General features: G+C 45.9%; 18 protein-coding genes. 15 read left to right on the top strand and 3 right to left on the bottom strand.

Annotated features, from left to right (window positions below):
• The first annotated feature begins 33 nt into the window (after positions 1-33).
• Positions 34-969 (top strand): sugar-binding transcriptional regulator, encoded by a 936-nt coding sequence (locus tag CHH53_RS05255; protein WP_095215073.1) that lies wholly within the window; start codon positions 34-36, stop codon positions 967-969.
• Between the two features lie 34 nt (positions 970-1,003).
• Here the strand turns inward: CHH53_RS05255 and CHH53_RS05250 are convergent, their stop codons facing one another.
• On the bottom strand, positions 1,004-1,600 hold the full coding sequence (locus CHH53_RS05250) for a TetR/AcrR family transcriptional regulator (RefSeq protein ID WP_095215072.1): 597 nt from the start codon (positions 1,598-1,600) through the stop codon (positions 1,004-1,006).
• Positions 1,601-1,739: 139 nt separating this feature from the next.
• Between CHH53_RS05250 and CHH53_RS05245 the strand changes: the two genes are divergently transcribed.
• From CHH53_RS05245 to CHH53_RS05225, 5 genes are all read left to right on the top strand, one after another.
• Entirely contained in the window at positions 1,740-2,510 is a 771-nt protein-coding gene (locus tag CHH53_RS05245; protein ID WP_095215071.1) for an SDR family NAD(P)-dependent oxidoreductase, read from the top strand.
• 116 nt (positions 2,511-2,626) lie between these two features.
• Positions 2,627-4,255, top strand: a complete 1,629-nt coding sequence (locus tag CHH53_RS05240) for an ATP-binding protein (RefSeq protein WP_095215070.1) — start codon at positions 2,627-2,629, stop codon at positions 4,253-4,255.
• Entirely contained in the window at positions 4,221-4,922 is a 702-nt protein-coding gene (locus CHH53_RS05235) for a response regulator (RefSeq protein ID WP_095215069.1), read from the top strand. The genes CHH53_RS05240 and CHH53_RS05235 overlap by 35 nt, the downstream gene beginning before the upstream one ends.
• Before the next feature lie 123 nt (positions 4,923-5,045).
• Positions 5,046-6,341: a CitMHS family transporter gene (locus CHH53_RS05230; RefSeq protein ID WP_095215068.1), complete on the top strand. Its 1,296-nt coding sequence runs from the start codon at positions 5,046-5,048 to the stop codon at positions 6,339-6,341.
• A gap of 80 nt (positions 6,342-6,421) precedes the next feature.
• Complete coding sequence (locus CHH53_RS05225; protein ID WP_095215067.1) at positions 6,422-6,931, top strand: type 1 glutamine amidotransferase domain-containing protein; 510 nt, start codon at positions 6,422-6,424, stop codon at positions 6,929-6,931.
• A gap of 37 nt (positions 6,932-6,968) precedes the next feature.
• On the opposite strand, the gene CHH53_RS05220 is transcribed toward CHH53_RS05225, so the two are convergent.
• Positions 6,969-7,607, bottom strand: a complete 639-nt coding sequence (locus tag CHH53_RS05220; RefSeq protein WP_095215066.1) for an NAD(P)-dependent oxidoreductase — start codon at positions 7,605-7,607, stop codon at positions 6,969-6,971.
• Between the two features lie 146 nt (positions 7,608-7,753).
• Between CHH53_RS05220 and CHH53_RS05215 the strand changes: the two genes are divergently transcribed.
• Positions 7,754-8,188 carry an Rrf2 family transcriptional regulator gene (locus tag CHH53_RS05215; RefSeq protein ID WP_095215065.1) on the top strand — a complete coding sequence of 145 codons (435 nt, stop codon included), beginning with the start codon at positions 7,754-7,756 and terminating at the stop codon, positions 8,186-8,188.
• A 37-nt stretch (positions 8,189-8,225) separates the two neighbouring features.
• Here CHH53_RS05215 and hmpA read toward each other — a convergent pair whose 3' ends face one another.
• Positions 8,226-9,401 carry an NO-inducible flavohemoprotein gene (gene hmpA, locus CHH53_RS05210; RefSeq protein ID WP_095215064.1) on the bottom strand — a complete coding sequence of 392 codons (1,176 nt, stop codon included), beginning with the start codon at positions 9,399-9,401 and terminating at the stop codon, positions 8,226-8,228.
• 159 nt (positions 9,402-9,560) lie between these two features.
• Between hmpA and CHH53_RS05205 the strand changes: the two genes are divergently transcribed.
• From CHH53_RS05205 to dltD, 8 genes are all read left to right on the top strand, one after another.
• Complete coding sequence (locus CHH53_RS05205) at positions 9,561-9,992, top strand: RrF2 family transcriptional regulator (RefSeq protein ID WP_095215063.1); 432 nt, start codon at positions 9,561-9,563, stop codon at positions 9,990-9,992.
• Positions 9,993-10,489: 497 nt separating this feature from the next.
• Complete coding sequence (locus CHH53_RS05195) at positions 10,490-12,235, top strand: HAMP domain-containing sensor histidine kinase (protein ID WP_095215062.1); 1,746 nt, start codon at positions 10,490-10,492, stop codon at positions 12,233-12,235.
• An 82-nt stretch (positions 12,236-12,317) separates the two neighbouring features.
• Positions 12,318-12,989, top strand: coding sequence for a response regulator transcription factor (locus CHH53_RS05190; RefSeq protein ID WP_095215061.1), 672 nt, complete (start codon positions 12,318-12,320; stop codon positions 12,987-12,989).
• A gap of 15 nt (positions 12,990-13,004) precedes the next feature.
• Positions 13,005-13,151 (top strand): teichoic acid D-Ala incorporation-associated protein DltX, encoded by a 147-nt coding sequence (locus CHH53_RS05185; protein WP_095215060.1) that lies wholly within the window; start codon positions 13,005-13,007, stop codon positions 13,149-13,151.
• A 17-nt stretch (positions 13,152-13,168) separates the two neighbouring features.
• A complete protein-coding gene (dltA, locus tag CHH53_RS05180; RefSeq protein ID WP_095215059.1) occupies positions 13,169-14,674 on the top strand; it encodes a D-alanine--poly(phosphoribitol) ligase subunit DltA in 1,506 nt (501 codons plus the stop codon).
• Positions 14,671-15,828, top strand: a complete 1,158-nt coding sequence (gene dltB / locus CHH53_RS05175; RefSeq protein WP_095215058.1) for a D-alanyl-lipoteichoic acid biosynthesis protein DltB — start codon at positions 14,671-14,673, stop codon at positions 15,826-15,828. Before dltA ends, dltB begins: the two co-directional genes overlap by 4 nt.
• Positions 15,829-15,843: 15 nt before the next feature.
• Positions 15,844-16,080 (top strand): D-alanine--poly(phosphoribitol) ligase subunit DltC, encoded by a 237-nt coding sequence (gene dltC, locus CHH53_RS05170; protein ID WP_095215057.1) that lies wholly within the window; start codon positions 15,844-15,846, stop codon positions 16,078-16,080.
• Positions 16,080-17,240: a D-alanyl-lipoteichoic acid biosynthesis protein DltD gene (gene dltD, locus CHH53_RS05165; RefSeq protein WP_095215056.1), complete on the top strand. Its 1,161-nt coding sequence runs from the start codon at positions 16,080-16,082 to the stop codon at positions 17,238-17,240. Before dltC ends, dltD begins: the two co-directional genes overlap by 1 nt.
• Positions 17,241-17,283: the final 43 nt, after the last annotated feature.

The raw sequence follows: 17,283 nt of genomic DNA, 5'->3' as shown, positions 1-17,283 counted from the left end.
ATTTTATGCTAAACCACAGAATAGGGTGGTAGGATGGCACTTTTGGGAGATAGAAGACTTTTGGTGAAAATCGCCCACATGTACTATGAAGAAGGCGCTACACAATCGGAAATTGCAAAGGCAATCGGAGTCAGCAGGTCGCTTATCTCCAAGTATTTGACGAAAGCCAGGGAAGCAGGAGTCGTCGAAATCATCATTCATGAGCAAGATGATCATCCATATACGGGACTTGAGTCGAAAGTTGAAAAACGGTATGGCTTGCGGGAAGTCATTTGTGTGGAAGCGAATGAGAGTGATGATTCCAAAACACGATTGGGTGCGGCTGCCAGTAACTATCTGCTCCGTATGATTCGGAATGGACAGACGATCGGAATCAGTTCCGGTACGACATTGTATGAGGTTGCCACAGCAATGGCATCCAGTCAGTATTTCCCGGAACTTCAATTCATTCCCCTTGTAGGGGGGATGGGGGATGAACGGGTCGATATCCACGCGAACCAAATCGTTGCAAAGCTGGCGGAAGTGCTGAAAGCAAAGTGTAAGCTGCTTCATGCCCCAGTATTGGTTGATTCCAAGGAAGCGAAAGAAATCATCGTCAATCAATCTTCCATTAAAGGCATCTTTGAAGCAGGGGCAAGAGCTGATATTGCAATGGTTGGAATCGGCGGGACACCAGAACATTCGACGATGGTGAAATCCTATCTTCAACAGACGAATGGCGTCATCGAATACGAAAATGTCGTAGGCGATATATGCTACAATTTCATCACGGAAAATGGTCGTGCTGCTGATAATGATTGGAATGACAGAGTGATTTCGATGGATTTGGAGCATGTGAAGCAGATTCCCCTGGTCATCGGAGTGGCGAGCGGACAGGAAAAGATCAAAGCAATCAAAGCGGCATTGGCCGCGGAGTTGATCCACGTTTTGATCACAGACGATGCAACAGCTCGTATGCTGTTGGAGTAATAAAAAAGAGTGTGCCCGGCGGGTACACTCTTTTCTAATGCCTGATCATGATACTTTCCGTATGAAACCGGAAGATATGCAGCAGCTGTTCAGCCATGAATGAAGCAGGTTTATCGAACCCTTTCTGTATCCATTCCACGATCAACCCGATCATGCCGTGGATACGGTACGTACAAAATAAATCAAGGTCTATTTCTGCGTCGATCTGGCGGAAGTAAAAGGCGTAATCAGTCCGGAAAAAGTGATGGAGCTGATTCGTCATCTTTTCCTTGAAGAAACTATCCGAGGCGCTGCCCAGCATCAATTGATAGAACACTCTATTTTCCAGGAAATGGTCGAACAAAACGATCGATTCTGGCGGGAGGCTTCGGAAGTCGACCATTTTTGATTGCTCATAAGGTTTCCGGAAAGAAATGGTCATTTCATCAAGCATATCCTCGGATAACTCCTCAAGAAGATCCTCCTTTTTTTCATAATGCGTATAAAAAGTCCCCCTGCTGACACCGGCGGCTTCGGTTATTTCAGAAATGTGTATTTTAGGCAGCGGCTTATTAGCCATCAGTTTCAGCAAAGCTTCTTTCAAAGCCTGCTGTGTCCTTTCGACACGTTTGTCTGGATAGGTGATACCCACACGCTTCCCTCACTTTTTTTGAACAGTTTGGTCTTACTTGTACAAGATAATCCGCCAACCCTATTATGGCATATTGCCGAGTGAATCGGCCTCTTTTATTCTTGAATTGTAAGCGTAGGACATGAAGGGGGAATGGAAGATGACATATCCAGTATTGGAAGGTAAAGTAGCTATCGTGACTGGTGCAGCAATGGGGATGGGGCTGGCAACAGCGAAACTATTCGCCGAAGCGAAAGCGAAAGTCGTCGTAGCTGATTTCAATGAAGAAAAAGGCAGAGCTGCAGTGAAGGAGATGGAAGCAGCTGGTGGTACAGCATATTTCGTGAAAGTCGACGTTTCCGATTCCGCACAAGTCAAACATATGGTGGAAGAAACGGTATCCAAGTTCGGGCGTCTGGATGCAGCCGTCAACAACGCAGCCCTTACACCGGATAATGCACCAGCAGCCGAATTCGATGAAGCATATTGGGATAGATTGATCGCAGTGGATTTGACAGGTACAGCACTTTGTATGAAATATGAATTGCAGCAAATGATCAAGCAAGGTGAAGGAGGCAGTATCGTCAACATCTCCTCTGTGAGCGGCTTCCGACCGCAGCCGAATAACATCGCGTATGTTGCGGCTAAGCATGGTGTTGTCGGCATGACAAAAGTGGCGGCGCTTGAAAATGGCCCGATGAATATCCGGGTGAACACAGTTGCTCCAGGAGCAATAGATACACCGATGCTAAGGGGATCTCTGGAGGAAACCGGCCAGACAGAAGAAGAATTTGCACCGAAGCTCAGCCTGCTGGGCAGATTCGGTCAGCCTGAAGAAATCGCGCAAGCAAGCCTTTGGCTGGCATCCGATCAGTCATCCTATGTGACTGGAACAACGATTCACGCCGATGCAGGATATACAAGCAGATAATGATCAAAGGCATCCGCTTAAAAGAGCGGATGCCTTTTTATTTTCACTGTCCTTCTTCTTTCTATAAGTCATAGGTAGTAAAATGATAGAAGAGGAGAATAAAGGGGACTACTTATATGAGGGGATTCCGTTTTGGCTTGCTCGGTCAGATTGTCCTGCTGGTGGCCATTCTGCTGATAGTGAGTCTATTGTTTGTAAGCGCTCTATTCGTGAGGAAGGTAGATGAAATAGTAGAGGAGGATGCCGGAAGTACGGCGATGGCTGTCGCAAAACTGGCAGCCAAGGACGAAACGATCCTGGAGCACCTGGAGAATAGGAGTAATGATGATATCATCCAGGAGGAATCGCTGAAAATCCAGCATAACAGCGGAGCGGATTATGTAGTCATCGCTGATACGGAAGGAATTCGTATCTCGCATCCAGAACCGGAGAGGATCGGGAAACCGACCAAGACGAGCAATGAATCTGTCTTGGAAGAAGGCCAGGAAGTCATCTATGAAGGATACGGTATTTCGGGCTATGCCATAAAAGCGAAAACCCCGATCAAGAATGAAGCCGGAGATATCATTGGTGTGGCATCCGTCGGCTTTCTGAAGCAAAACTTAAATCACCAGATCGTTTCATATCTGCAGGAAGTGATTGTCTGGTTCGTGCTCATTTTCGCTTTGGGGCTGGTTGGCGCCTATCTTGTGGCCAAGCGAGTGAAGAAGCTGATTTATGGGCTGGAACCTGGGGAGATATCCTTTTTGTTCAAGGAAAAGGAGACGACACTGGCTTCCATCAAGGATGCCACCATCGCTATCGATCGTAGAGGCCACATTACGTCGATCAATCGCAGGGCCAAGGAGATATTCAAGAAAAAGTCTGTTCTGGAGGATGCGATCGATCAGACCAATCTGCAATCTCTTTATCAGGCGGTTTTGGCAGACGGTCAAGGCAAATATAACAAATATACATTTGTTGCAGGCGATATTTATATTGTGGATGCTTCGCCGATAAAAGAAGCAGAGGAAACATTGGGAGTCGTATTCACATTGCGTCCTGAAACAGAAGTGATAGATGTCTCGGAGACCATTGCAAAAATGAAGCAGCAAGCTGATCAGATGCGTGCTTCCAATCATGAATTCATGAACAAGCTGAATACATTATATGGTTTGATCCGCCTGCAGGAATATGATAAAGCTCTGGTACTCATTTCAAAGGAAGTGGAGGAGCAGCAGAGTGTTGTCAACTTACTGATGACCAGCATAAAAGAACCAATGATTGCAGCAGCCTTATTGGGGAAATTCAATCGTGCCAAAGAGCTGAAGGTATCATTGACAATCGATGAAAGCAGCAGTCTGGATATTGATTTGGGAGCGGAAGCCACAGAAAAAATCGTGACAATCATCGGCAATATCCTGGAGAATGCACTGGAGGCCGCTTCAAAGTATCAGGGTACCGAAGGGAAAGTCTTTGTTTCTTTTACGGACTTAGGCGAAGAAGTTATATTCGATATCGAGGATAATGGCAAGCGGCTGTCTGATAAGGAAAAGCAAGCAATTTTGGTTGATGGTTATTCGACCAAACAGGAAACGAGCGAAGAACATGGAATCGGACTGACCATCGTCCAAGCGGCGCTCGAAAAGATGAATGGAGCTTTGTATTATGGAGACAGCGAAGCAGGAGGCACACTTGTGACGGTTGTTCTCCCGAAAGGAAGCGTGGAAAATGGATCGGATGAATGTCCTGATAGTGGAAGATAATGTGGAAGCATCGATCATATTCGAGAATTACCTGAATCAGATGGAAGGATACCGACTGACTGGGGTCGCGGAAAATGGGGAACAGGCGAAAAGTCTGATTCGAGTATTGCAGCCTGACTTGGTGCTGCTCGACGTCTACCTGCCTGATATGAATGGAATCGAAATCCTTTGGTTCATCCGTCGATATTCCCGCCGGACGGACGTGATTCTGCTGACGGCAGCGAATGATACAAATACAGTGGGAGAGGCAATGCGCGGGGGTGTATACAGTTATTTGATCAAGCCGATCGATGGCGATCGGTTCCAGCGGGTGCTTAAAGAATATGCTTCCTATAAGAAAGAGCTGATGACTGGCAATAAAGTCGGTCAGCAAGAAGTGGATTCGTTTTTCCATCCCAATTTACATACTGCAGAAACAACAGATCACGAGGTGTATCCAAAAGGAGTGGATCGGCACACCCTGGAGTCGGTCCGGCGGGTGATGAAGGAGCAGCACTCCAGTGAAAAGGCGGAAGAAGTAGCTGCGAAAGTAGGAGTAAGTCATTCCACGGTCCGGCGATACCTGGAGTATATGGTGTCGAAAAAGGAAGCAGAGGTGGAAATCAGCTACGGAACGGTCGGAAGGCCAGTGCGCAAGTATAAATACATACCCAAAAACTCTTCCTGATCCTCGTGAAAAAAATGAAAAAAATGCACTTAATGTAAGTAAACTGTGCATTTTGCGGACGGAATGTTACACTTCTTTCAAATGAAAGCGCTAACAAACATGCTGTTGAAGGAGGACTTTTTGTTGTTATCTTTATTGGGATTCTCCATGGTTGCCGTATTCATGTATTTGATCATGTCAAAAAAGCTATCGCCGCTTGTGGCGTTGACATTGATTCCGATCCTGTTCGGTATAATCGGGGGCTTCACCACTTCGCTGGGGCCTATGATGCTGGAGGGTGTCGAAGGAATTGCAGCTACCGCGATCATGATTTTGTTTGCCATTCTTTACTTCGGTGTCATGATCGATGCTGGTTTGTTTGATCCGCTGATCAATTTCATCTTAAAGGTTGTAAAGGGTGATCCGATGAAAATCGTTGTCGGGACATCCATCCTATCCATGATGGTTGCCCTTGATGGGGATGGTACAACGACCTATATGATCACTGTTTCAGCACTGCTGCCGCTTTACAAACGGCTTGGCATGAACCGCTTGATCCTGGCAACGGTCGCCATGCTTTCCATGGGTGTCATGAACATCACTCCTTGGGGCGGTGCTTCTGCTATGACAATGGCTGCATTGAATTTGGAAGCATCCGAGCTTTTCATTCCTGTTATACCGGTGATGGCAGTCGGACTTGTTTACGCTCTTACAGTGGCATTCATCCTTGGTAAAAGGGAAAGAAAGCGTTTAGGAGTCGCGCAGCTGGATAATCAAGCAGTTCAGGAAATCTCTGCAGCGGAAGAAGTACCTGCATATCGCAGACCGAAGCTCGTCTGGGTCAACTTGTTACTGACTATTGTATTGCTCGTCTGCCTCATCCTTGATTTTATTTCCTTGACCATCTTATTCATGGTCGCTTTCGCTGCAGCTTTGATGATCAACTATCCGCGTATGAGCGATCAGCAGGAACGGATGGCGGCACATGCCAAAAATGGATTGGCAGTCACAACCATAGTGATAGCTGCCGGGATCTTCACCGGTATCATGTCCGGGACAGAAATGATCGATGCAATGGCGAATACACTTGTTTCCATCATCCCAGAGTTCATGTCGCCTTACTTGGCTGTGATTGTTGCCATCATCAGTGCACCATTTACCTTCTTCATGTCCAATAATGCATTCTATTTGGGGGTGCTGCCGATCCTGGCCGAAGCTGCGCAGGCATACGGTGTCAGCAAGGTGGAAATCGGGCGGGCGGCATTACTTGGCCAGCCGGTGCATGTGTTAAGTCCGCTTGTTGCCGCCGCCCATCTTTTAATAGGAATGGTGGGTATCCAATTCGGGGAATTGCAGCGTTATGCCATGCTTTGGGCCTTCGGTTCCACGATTGTGATGACCATTGCAGCACTGTTATTCGGAGTGATCAGTATCGGGTGATATACTTTGAGCATGATAGTTGAATAAAGTGAAATGCTTCTGGTAATCTTGAATCAGAGTTGACAGAGGAGGGACTATATATGAGTAAAAAAATCGCAGTATTAGTCACAGATGAATTCGAAGATATCGAATATACAAGTCCGGTAAAAGCATATGAAGAAGCTGGCCACAGTATCGTGAACGTGGAGCTGGAAGCTGGTAAGGAAGTCACTGGTAAGCATGGTGAGAAAGTGACAATCGACAAAGCGCTTTCCGATGTGGACGCAAGTGAATTCGATGCACTATTGATTCCTGGAGGCTTCTCTCCTGATTTGCTTCGCGCGGATGATCGTCCTGGTGAATTCGCAAAGGCATTCGTGGAAAACGAAAAACCTGTATTCGCCATCTGCCACGGTCCGCAAGTATTGATCGATACTGACTTGCTGAAAGGCAAGGATATCACAGGCTATCGCAGTGTCCGCAAAGACTTGATCAATGCTGGCGCAAACTACAAGGATGAAGAAGTGGTTGTCAGCCATAACATCGTGACAAGCAGAACACCCGATGATTTGGAAGCATTCAACCGCGAATCATTGAATCTGTTGAAATAAGGGAAAAGCGCTGGATCAAAAGGTCCAGCGCTTTTCTTTATTTTTCGCCGACGACGGAGAAGCGTTCATTCGTATGGGCTGGATTTTCGATTTCGTCCAGCACAGCCATCGCATAGTCGGCGTAGCTGATGTAGCTTTCGCCTTGCTTATTGAGGACCATGGTATCTCCTCCTGTTTGATAGCTGCCAGTCCGTTTTCCATCAGCGTCGAAGACACCCGCAGGGCTGATATATGTCCATTGAATTCCTACACTGTTTTCAAGTTCCTTCAGATTTTCTCCCATATTGGTTGCTGTCGGTAAAAAGGCATCCGGGAAGTCAGGAGTTTCGAATACGCGCGTTGTCTTCTGTTCATCTACGAAGAGACTCCCCGCTCCGCCGACAACGACAAGACGAGTGGAAGGCGCATCTTTCAATGCTTGAATCAAAATGCGCCCAGCTTCGATATGCTGTTCTTCCTCACCGGCTGGAGCGTTAAAAGCATTGACGATTGCATCAAAGTCTTGGATATCCTCGGCTTTGATATCAAAGATGTCCTTTTGGATCACTTGGATATTGTCTTGCTTCACTTTCGCAGGATTGCGGACAATCGCCGTCACCTCGTGGCCGCGGCTTGCCGCTTCTGCTGTAATGAGGCTGCCTGCTTTACCTGTTGCGGCAATGATACCGATTTTCATAGTCTTCCTCCTTCATTTCCTGTAACGAAATCATTTACATGTAATATGTTAAGTTACAGGACGTGTTCTGTCAATACATTCCTCTTACCCGACTGTTTTTGCGTTATACTATAGATAGGAATTCATTAGAAAGTGAGCTGGAAGTTATGTCGATAAGCAGCCGTTTTGCGGTTGGTATTCATATACTGACACTTTTGGAAGTGAATAAGGATGAAGTCAATTCGTCTGAATTCATCGCCGCCAGTGTCAATACAAACCCTGTAGTAATCAGGAAGATCATGGGGATGCTGAAGAAAGCTGGATTGGTGAAAGTAAGGCCCGGGGTGGCGGGAGCAGAACTGGCGCGACAGCTTGATGAAATGACGCTGTTTGATGTATATAAGGCTGTGGAAGCAGTTCCGGAAAATGAATTATTCAGTGTCCATGGCAGTCCGAATCCGCAATGTACCGTTGGCCGCAATATTCAATCAGCGATACTGCCGATTTTTGCAGGAGCACAGTCGGCCATGGAGAAAGCATTGGCTCAGGTAACCATCCAGGATATCGTGCAAAGCATTGAAGAAAAAGAAGATAAGGATTGACAAAAAGCGCACTGCCTTGGCAGTGCGCTTAATTGTATTATTCAGCTTTTGAAAGATCGGCAGCGGGACCGAAGAACTCAAAGTGAATTTGTTCCTTGCTGAAACCAGCGCGGTATAGGGTGGAAATGACGAATTCCATGAACCCGGCCGGACCGCAAACATATACATCGCTATTGGCATTCACCTTATCCTTGAGGACCGTTTCATCGATTCGATTGCCTTCATAATAAGTTTGATATGTCAGATTGGGCATCTTTTCCTGGAAGCTTTGGATTTGCTCAGTGAAGGCAGCATAAGCAGGAGTGCGGGCTGCTTGAAGGAAGATGATTTCCCGGTTTGGATCCTTTTCTGCCAATGTTTCCAGCATACTCATGATCGGTGTGATACCGACACCGCCGGCAATGAATGTGATGGCTTTTTCCGAATTTCCCTCGAGCGTGAAATCACCAGCCGGTGCACTTATCTCTAGTTTGTCTCCTTCTTTTACTTGTTCATGTAAGTATACAGAGACTTTTCCATCCGGATCATTATCGTTTTCTTTTTTGACAGAAATACGGAACATATCCGGTGACGGTGTTTTAGATAGGCTGTACTGACGGATCATCATATATTTTTCGCCAGGGATGGATACCCTGACAGATATATACTGACCCGGTTGGAAATCAGGCACATGCTCGCCGTCAGCAGGCTTTAAGTAGAAGGAAGTGATGACATCACTTTCCGGTACTTTATTGGCGACGATAAAGTCTTTGAAGAATGCCCAGCCGCCTTCTTTCTTCTCATTTTCTCCATACATATTCGCTTCTACACCGATGAAAGCATCCGCGATCACACCATAGGCCTCTTCCCATGCTTTCAGGATCTCTGGTGTCGCAGCATCCCCCAGAACCATCTTGATTGCTTTGAGCAAGTATTCGCCTACGACTGGATAATGCTCTGGTTTCACCCCCAGGCTGACATGCTTGTGTGCAATCTGTACGACAGTCGGCAAGATGGCCTCCAGCTTATCGATATGTACTGCGGCCGCATAGACAGCATTGGCAAGCGCAGTCTGCTGTTTACCTCTTGCTTGATTGGCATGGTTGAAAATATTCAAAAGCTCAGGATGAGCCTTGAACAATTCCTCATAAAAGACAGTGGTGATTTGAGTCCCATGTTCTTCTAAAACTGGTACAGTGCTTTTAATAACGTTAATGGTTTCTTGTGATAGCATTCTGGATTCCTTCTTTCTTTGATCTATCTCTATCATAGAACTAATGATGGATAAAAGATATATTTTAAATACCACTTTAACAAAAGTGTCACATTCTCTATTTGCCCAATCATTTCGTGAGTTATGCTATAATCCTTTGGAAGAGGAGGATGTGAACCAATGCGATTAACGATGTATACTGATTTTTCCTTGCGAATCCTTCTTTATCTAGGGACAAAAGAAAAAGACAAACTGTCGACGATCCAGGAAATCGCGACAGCTTACCATATATCCAAAAATCATCTGATGAAAGTAGCGCATGAACTGCGCCAGGCTGGCTATATAGATGCGGTCAGGGGACGCTCCGGCGGCCTCCGTCTGGCCCGTGATCCGGAAGACATCAATATCGGGGCGGTCGTACGGCGGATGGAGGATGATTTTCACTTGGTCGAGTGCTTCAACCGGGAAAACAATACTTGTCCGATTGCGTCTGTCTGTGGATTAAGGGGGATACTCGGAAAAGCCCTGCATGCTTATTTGCAGGTGCTGGATGCATATACCCTGAAGGATCTATTAGGAAATGAAGCGGATTTACGGATGCTGCTGCGATAAACTTAGTCATGTACCAGTATTTTTGATATTTTAAATAGGAACAGCCTTTCCGACCGAAGGAGAGGCTGTTCCTATTTAAAACGATAATATTGATATCCGTCTGTATAGTAGGTTGAATTACCTGCCCCCTGCTCAGATAGATTTCCAGGAGGGATACGTTCCCGAGTGTATTTAAGACATCCCGGCCGAGCCGGTTGATATAGTTCTGGTTCTTCCGTGTGAATAGACGATTTTTGTTTACATCGATAAAGTAATGGGCATCCCCCTTGGCATAGTCCATATACTTATTTTCCCTCCCCAATAAACTTCCCTCTTTTCGGTATAAAAGACTCGATGATAGCGTATGGAGGAATCAGATTTTTTGTTTTTACAAAAAAAGGTTCCTTTATGATATAAAAGGATGTACGCTGATGAAGGCTGTGTGCGGACACACAGAAAACATATGCTTGATTTACAGTATTGCTTATAAATAGCTGTTTGATATAAAGGAGTGCAACATGAAAAAGCGAGGTATTACATTAAAGCTGTTTACTGTTACAGCTTTGATTTTTGTGGCATTTTACGCGATGATCATGATTTTTCAGCTCGTGTTCTTCGATAGTTTCTACCAGCACTATAAAACGAAAGAAGCTGCAAAGCACTTGGATTCACTGGCCCAGGCTTATCAAGACAATCCTTGGAGCGCAGAGCAGTTGACGAAGCAGACACTTTCTTATATGAGGGAGACTAAAAGTCCTTTGACGATTGTCGATGCAGAAGGATATCAGCTGGTGCAAGACCCATTACACATCATGCTGGAAACTGAAGATGGACAGGTTCTGGAAGTGGCGCTTTCCTTACTGGTCACGGATTATGGTGACGAGTTGAATGCATTGAACATCAAAAAGGGAGATACATTGGTTGTCAATGGGGAAAATGATATGTCGGTTTCTTCGGTGGTATATCCTTCGGTCATCACCAAGGGCCAGGATAGTGTAGGTGAACACCTGGAAGAGAATGAAGTGACATTCGAAGGAACAGTGAAGAGCGTATCGCTGCCCAAGGCTGTCATGTCGAATAGAGGATTTGGTCTCCTTTATGATGCGCTGCTGGAATGGTTCCCGCTCGATGAAAGTCTGCTCAAGAAGCTCAACAAAGGGGAGAGCCTGCAGCTTGACTGGGTGGAGTCATGGACCGGCAAGCACAATCTGGTACTGATTGAGCCTGTCAAGAAAGACGGGGAGATGCAATTGATGTTCTCGGTGACGTCCATTCAGGAAACAAAAGATACAAATGAAGCGCTGCGCGTGTTTTATTTATACATCGGCATCGCCGGTTTTGTCCTTATTTTATTGCTTTCCTTGATTTATTCCCGTCTTGTGAGCAGTCCGCTGATCAAGCTGAATGAAATGGCGAAAAAAATGGTGCATCTGGATTTCTCATCAGTGAAGCCGATCAAGCGAAACGATGAACTTGGCAGCCTCTCCAATAATATGCTCATCATGGCGCAGAATTTGGATCATGCAGTGGAGGATTTGAAGCAAGCCAATGACAAGCTGAAGCAGGATATGGAGAAACGCAAGCAAATGGAGAAAGCGCAGCGGGAGTTTTTTGAAAATGCCTCCCATGAGCTCAAGACACCGCTCAGCATTATCAAGAGCTTTGCCGAAGGGCTGCAGGATGGTGTCAGTCCGGATAAACAGGATCACTATATGGAGGTCATCATCGAGGAATCCGACAAGATGGAGATCCTGATCGGCGATATGCTGGATTTGGCAAAGCTTGAAAATGGTGTGATCAAATTAAAGAAATCATCCTTCTTGCTTAGCGAAATGGCAGAGAACCTATCGGATAAGCTGTTCTGCATGGCAAAAGAGAAGCGTGTTTCAATCGAAGTGATGCCGCGGAATGAGCTGCCGATCGTGGCGGATTATGAATGGATGGAGCGGGTTATCCGGAATCTGCTCGTAAATGCTGTTCGCCATAGTGAACCAGAGTCTGTCGTCACCATCCGGATTGAAACGGATTCAAAAGAGGAATGCAGTGTGTTCATGGTCGAGAACAAAGGGCCGCAAATACCGGAGGAGCAGCTTGCAAATATTTGGTCCCGTTTCTATCGCACCGAGTCTTCCCGGAGCAGAATGACCGGCGGAACAGGCCTGGGTCTCGCAATCGTACAGCAAATACTTGAATTGCACGGATTCAGTTATGGTGTGGAAAATATGCCGGAAGGAGTACGTTTCTTTGCTCGTTTCCATAAATGATGGGAAAAATTACTTATTTGGACACATGAAGGACATATGAAATTGTTAATTTATGCATATAAGGTGGAAGGGATGATTCGTGATGGGAAGAAAAGTGCTGCTTGTCGAGGATGAATCACGCATCCGGGAAGTAGTGGCGGATTATTTCAAAAAGGATGGCTGGGAAGTACATGAAACGGATAATGGCAGCAGTGCCATAAGCTGGTTTGATGCCGTTTACCCTGATTTGGTCATCCTGGATATCATGATGCCCGAGATGGATGGATTTGCCGTCACCAAGCAGGTGCGCAGCAAATCCGGTGTCCCGATCATCCTCTTGACCGCCAAATCCAGTGATAATGATAAAATTCATGGATTTGAGCTCGGAGCCGATGACTATGTAACCAAACCATTCAGTCCAAAAGTACTGGTTGCACGCGCGAATTCTTTGATGAAACGAGCTACGGAGCAGTATTTGCCGAATGGTCATATGATCCGTTTCGGTCACGCTGTTGTCAATACGAAAGCGCGTAACCTGGAACTGGATAATCAGCAGGTCGAGCTGACACCGAAGGAATATGAGGTCTTACTGCTTCTGCTCCAGCACAAAAATAACGTTCTTTCACGTGAAACAATTTTGAATCACGTGTGGGGAATTGACTTTGAAGGGGATAATCGGGTCGTGGATACGCACATCAAGAAGCTTAGAGCCAAACTTGGATATGAATCGCACCATATCCGGACTGTCATCGGTACCGGCTATAAATTCGAATAGAAAGCAGAGGGGAAAATGAATAAAATTAAGCAGCTGTGTACGCATACAGGTGTTCGTTTTGTCGCGCACACCTGTTTCTATCTGGCAATCCTGATCACTTTATTCATGCTGTATGGCTTCCATACAGCCAATACAGGTAATTACATCTATAACGATTTTTAATTGGAGAAGATAATACGATGAAACTATTAACAACCATTGCACAGCATGCGGCAGTGACTCCTGAACAAACAGCATTTCGCAATGGAGACGAAAGGGTCAGCTATGGGATGCTCTGGGACAGATCCAGCAGATTGGCTGGCCTTATCCGTAATAGCTGTCAGCTAAGACGTCAAACGCCGATTGTTGTGTACGGCCATATGGGAGCGGATATGCCGGTATCCTTCCTTGCCTGTGTAAAGGCTGGTCACCCATACATACCGGTTGATACATCCATTCCGATGGAACGGGTGCGTCTTATCGTGGAAAAATCAGGGGCGGGCCTGGTCATTGATACGACGGATAAGGTGCTGGAAGTGGACAATGCTGCCATCTTACATACAGCAGACATACAGCTGGAAAAGGAAGAGCCGATCGGACGGGAGAATTGGGTGGATGGAGATGAAGTATTCTACATCATTTATACATCCGGAAGTACCGGGAATCCAAAAGGTGTACAAGTAACGGCAGCAAATCTCCAATCCTTTACTGATTGGATGACTGGAGACTTTCCATTGGGAGAGGGAAAAGTATTCCTGAATCAAGCACCTTTTTCATTTGATTTATCCGTGATGGATTTTTATCCAGCGTTACAAAACGGCGGTACTGTTCATGCCTTGGATAAAGAAGTGATCAATAAGCCGAAGCTGCTTTTTGAGAACCTGGTTCGTTCTGGCATACAGAATTGGATTTCGACGCCATCCTTTGTCCAGATGTGCTTGCCGAATCAAGATTTCAATGCAGCGATGCTTCCAGAGCTTGAAACTTTTCTTTTCTGCGGTGAAGTGCTTCCGCTGACAGTGGCCAGGGAGTTGAAGGAGCGATTCCCGAATGCGAAGATTTTCAATACATATGGACCGACAGAAGCTACAGTTGCAGTCACCAGCATGGAAGTTACAGGAGAGTTGCTGGTAAAGGATGAAGCGTTGCCGGTGGGATTCCCGAAACCGGATATGCGCATCCTGGTCGTCGATGAAACGGGAACACCGCTGCCGGACGGCGAAAAAGGTGAGCTTGTCCTTGCGGGACCTAGTGTGACAAAAGGATATTTGGGAGAGCCGCTTCTGACAGAGAAGGCTTATGGCATCGTGGAGGGCATGCCGGCCTATCGGACAGGCGATGCCGGTGTGATCAAAGATGGAATGGTGTATTGTCAGGGAAGGTTGGATTATCAAATCAAACTTCATGGGTACCGGATGGAACTGGAGGAAATCGAATTCCATCTCAATCAATCCGTGTATATCGAATCTGCCATCATCATCCCCCATGCGCCAAATGAGGAGATCGAATACTTGATTGCAGCAGTCGTTCCGAAAGAACATGACTTTGACAAAGAGTATCAGCTGACAGCGGCCATTCGCAAGGATCTTGCCCTGCGCCTGCCAGCATATATGATTCCGCGAAAATTCACTTATCATGAAGTGATTCCGATGACGATGAATGGGAAAGCGGATCGGAAGAAAATGAAAGAAGAGGTACTCGCATGACCCCGTACAGTTCGTTCCTTTTCTTCATCATCCTGGGAATCCTGCTGCTTCCGACGATGATTCTCGGTATGATGGGCAAGCCCTTGCGCTATTACAATGTATTTGTCTCCATCGTCGTCTTGGCGATGATCTTTTCCGGCGGAGAGGAAGGATTTTATTCACTCGTCATCTTCACCATCCTGCAGCTGGTCCTCATCAAAGGTTACATAAGATACCGGCAAACAAAGAATGGCAGCCTTGTATTCTATATCATGAGTTTGCTATCGATCCTGCCGTTGATCTTATCGAAGATCCTGCCATTTTTGGCAGTGGATAATTGGGCTGCATTTCTCGGAATCTCTTATCTGACATTCCGTGCGGTTCAAATCATCATCGAAACAAGGGATGGTTTGATCAAGGAGCAGCTGTCGATTTATCAGCTGGTCAATTTCATGCTGTTCTACCCGACGATTTCATCCGGACCGATCGATCGGTTCCGCCGTTTTCAAAAGGATGAACAGAAAAGATGGACACCTGACGAATATAAGGAGCTGCTTTATAAAGGAATCAATAAGATATTTTTAGGTTTCTTGTACAAGTTCATCATTGGGTACGCCATCAATACTTATTTCATCATGAACCTCGACCATATCGCTGATGGCCGGATCAGCTATCATTTGCTGTATATGTACAGCTACAGTTTATATCTGTTCTTCGATTTTGCGGGATATACACTGTTTGCCGTCGGGGTGAGCTATATCATGGGCATAAGATCGCCCGAAAACTTCAACCTGCCATTTATCAGCAGGAATATCAAAGATTTCTGGAATCGCTGGCATATGTCGCTGTCGTTCTGGTTCCGTGATTATGTATTCATGCGTTTCGTCTTTCTGATGAAAAAGAAAAAATGGATACAGAACAAAATGCTTGTTTCCAATCTGGGTTATATCCTGCTGTTTTTACTGATGGGTGTATGGCATGGATTGGCGATCCAGTACATCGTTTACGGTGCTTATCATGCTTTGATGATGACAGCCTTTAATTTCTTCGAGACTTGGAACAAAAAACATAAACGCTGGCCGGCGGGGAAACTCATGACGGTTGTATCGATCGTCATCACTTTCCATGTCGTCTGTTTCGGATTCTATTTGTTTTCCGGAAGACCATTTCAATAAAAGGGGAATATACTAATGGATTTTAAAGAGAAAGTGCTGCAAGTTATTGCAGAAGTTTGTGAGGATGATGTTGTGAAGGAGGAGCAGGATCTCGATATTTTCGAGGCAGGCTTGCTGGATTCTTTTGCAACAGTAGAGCTGCTCGTTCAATTTGAAGAGCAGCTTGGCATCAATGTACCGATTACGGAGTTCGACCGCGATACATGGAATACACCGAGTGCGATCACCGATCGATTGAATGAGCTGAAATAATGAAGAAGAAGTATTTATTCGGACCGATCATACTTGCATTGGTCCTGTTCGCCAGCTTGGTCTTTGTACCGGCATCCTGGCTGGCCAAGCTGGTGCCGGCCGATCGTTTGGAGCAATCGGCCACCAGTCTGGAGCCGAATATGTTCCAGGGCACGTATTTGCAGGGAGAAATGCTTGCTGATCCGGAGTATGTACCAATTTACGGTTCCTCGGAGCTGTCCCGCTGGGATCCTTTCCATCCGTCCAATTATTTTGCAGTGAATGGGGCAGAGCATACACCATACTTGATCGGGAAAGGCGGTACAACCTCGATCATCCATGATTTGAATTTTGCCACGCATGCGGATAAGCTGAAGGGAAAAAAGATGGTCATCATCGTCTCGCCTCAATGGTTCGTCAAGCACGGTACCGATGAACAGCATTTCGCACCGAATTATTCCTCCCTGCAGGCATATCAGCTGCCATTCAATAAAGAGATGGATGAACAGGTGAAGCAGGATTTGATGAAAAGGCTGATGACATATGATGCGGTGAAGAATGACATGATGCTGTATCAGCTGTACGATGCTTACCTGGATGATAAGAAGATGAAGTTCAACATATTAAGTGCTCCGGCCAAAGCTTATATAGCGATGCTGGAAAAGAAGGATCTGTATTTCACACTCATCAAGGACAAGCCATCGAATCGCCATCAGTCGGATAAAGTGAAGGACAAGACTTGGGAAGAGCTGCAAGCACAAGCAGATGCTTACGGCGAAAAACGGACAAAGGACTCGAAATTCCATATCGCGACGAATGTATATAAGCATAAAAAGAATTACATCAAAGAGATGGAAGGCAAGAACAAAGGCCATTCCTATGCGGAATCACCTGAATATGCCGACTTTCAGCTGATGCTGGATATCCTGAAAAAGGCTGATGCCAAGCCGCTGTTTGTCATCATTCCTGTTAACGGAGAGTATTACGACTACACTGGCTTCCCGAAACAGGGCCGGGAAGACTACTATAATCGAATCAAAAAACAAATCGATGACAATGGCTTTACCTATGCTGATTATTCCGGTCACGAATATGATCCATATTTCATGCGTGATACCATTCATATCGGCTGGAAGGGCTGGGTCTACTTGGATGAGGATATGGAAAAATTCCTTCGATGACCTTTTGACGATTCACCATGGTGAATCGTCTTTTTGTTTTTTA

The sequence above is a fragment of the Terribacillus sp. 7520-G genome (assembly GCF_002271665.1).
Taxonomy (GTDB): domain Bacteria; phylum Bacillota; class Bacilli; order Bacillales; family Amphibacillaceae; genus Terribacillus.
Note: the sequence above shows the minus strand (reverse complement) of the source record. Positions and strands in the feature narration are given on the sequence as shown.

Coding starts and splice junctions, on each gene's coding strand:
- CHH53_RS05220 (WP_095215066.1), bottom strand. CDS start 7,607: ATGAAAATCGGTATCATTGCCGCAACAGGTAAAGCAGGCAGCCTCATT.
- CHH53_RS05215 (WP_095215065.1), top strand. CDS start 7,754: ATGTCGATAAGCAGCCGTTTTGCGGTTGGTATTCATATACTGACACTT.
- dltA (WP_095215059.1), top strand. CDS start 13,169: ATGAAACTATTAACAACCATTGCACAGCATGCGGCAGTGACTCCTGAA.
- CHH53_RS05225 (WP_095215067.1), top strand. CDS start 6,422: ATGAGTAAAAAAATCGCAGTATTAGTCACAGATGAATTCGAAGATATC.
- CHH53_RS05235 (WP_095215069.1), top strand. CDS start 4,221: ATGGATCGGATGAATGTCCTGATAGTGGAAGATAATGTGGAAGCATCG.
- CHH53_RS05185 (WP_095215060.1), top strand. CDS start 13,005: ATGAATAAAATTAAGCAGCTGTGTACGCATACAGGTGTTCGTTTTGTC.
- CHH53_RS05255 (WP_095215073.1), top strand. CDS start 34: ATGGCACTTTTGGGAGATAGAAGACTTTTGGTGAAAATCGCCCACATG.
- CHH53_RS05190 (WP_095215061.1), top strand. CDS start 12,318: ATGGGAAGAAAAGTGCTGCTTGTCGAGGATGAATCACGCATCCGGGAA.
- CHH53_RS05205 (WP_095215063.1), top strand. CDS start 9,561: ATGCGATTAACGATGTATACTGATTTTTCCTTGCGAATCCTTCTTTAT.
- CHH53_RS05240 (WP_095215070.1), top strand. CDS start 2,627: ATGAGGGGATTCCGTTTTGGCTTGCTCGGTCAGATTGTCCTGCTGGTG.
- hmpA (WP_095215064.1), bottom strand. CDS start 9,401: ATGCTATCACAAGAAACCATTAACGTTATTAAAAGCACTGTACCAGTT.
- dltB (WP_095215058.1), top strand. CDS start 14,671: ATGACCCCGTACAGTTCGTTCCTTTTCTTCATCATCCTGGGAATCCTG.
- CHH53_RS05245 (WP_095215071.1), top strand. CDS start 1,740: ATGACATATCCAGTATTGGAAGGTAAAGTAGCTATCGTGACTGGTGCA.
- dltC (WP_095215057.1), top strand. CDS start 15,844: ATGGATTTTAAAGAGAAAGTGCTGCAAGTTATTGCAGAAGTTTGTGAG.
- dltD (WP_095215056.1), top strand. CDS start 16,080: ATGAAGAAGAAGTATTTATTCGGACCGATCATACTTGCATTGGTCCTG.
- CHH53_RS05195 (WP_095215062.1), top strand. CDS start 10,490: ATGAAAAAGCGAGGTATTACATTAAAGCTGTTTACTGTTACAGCTTTG.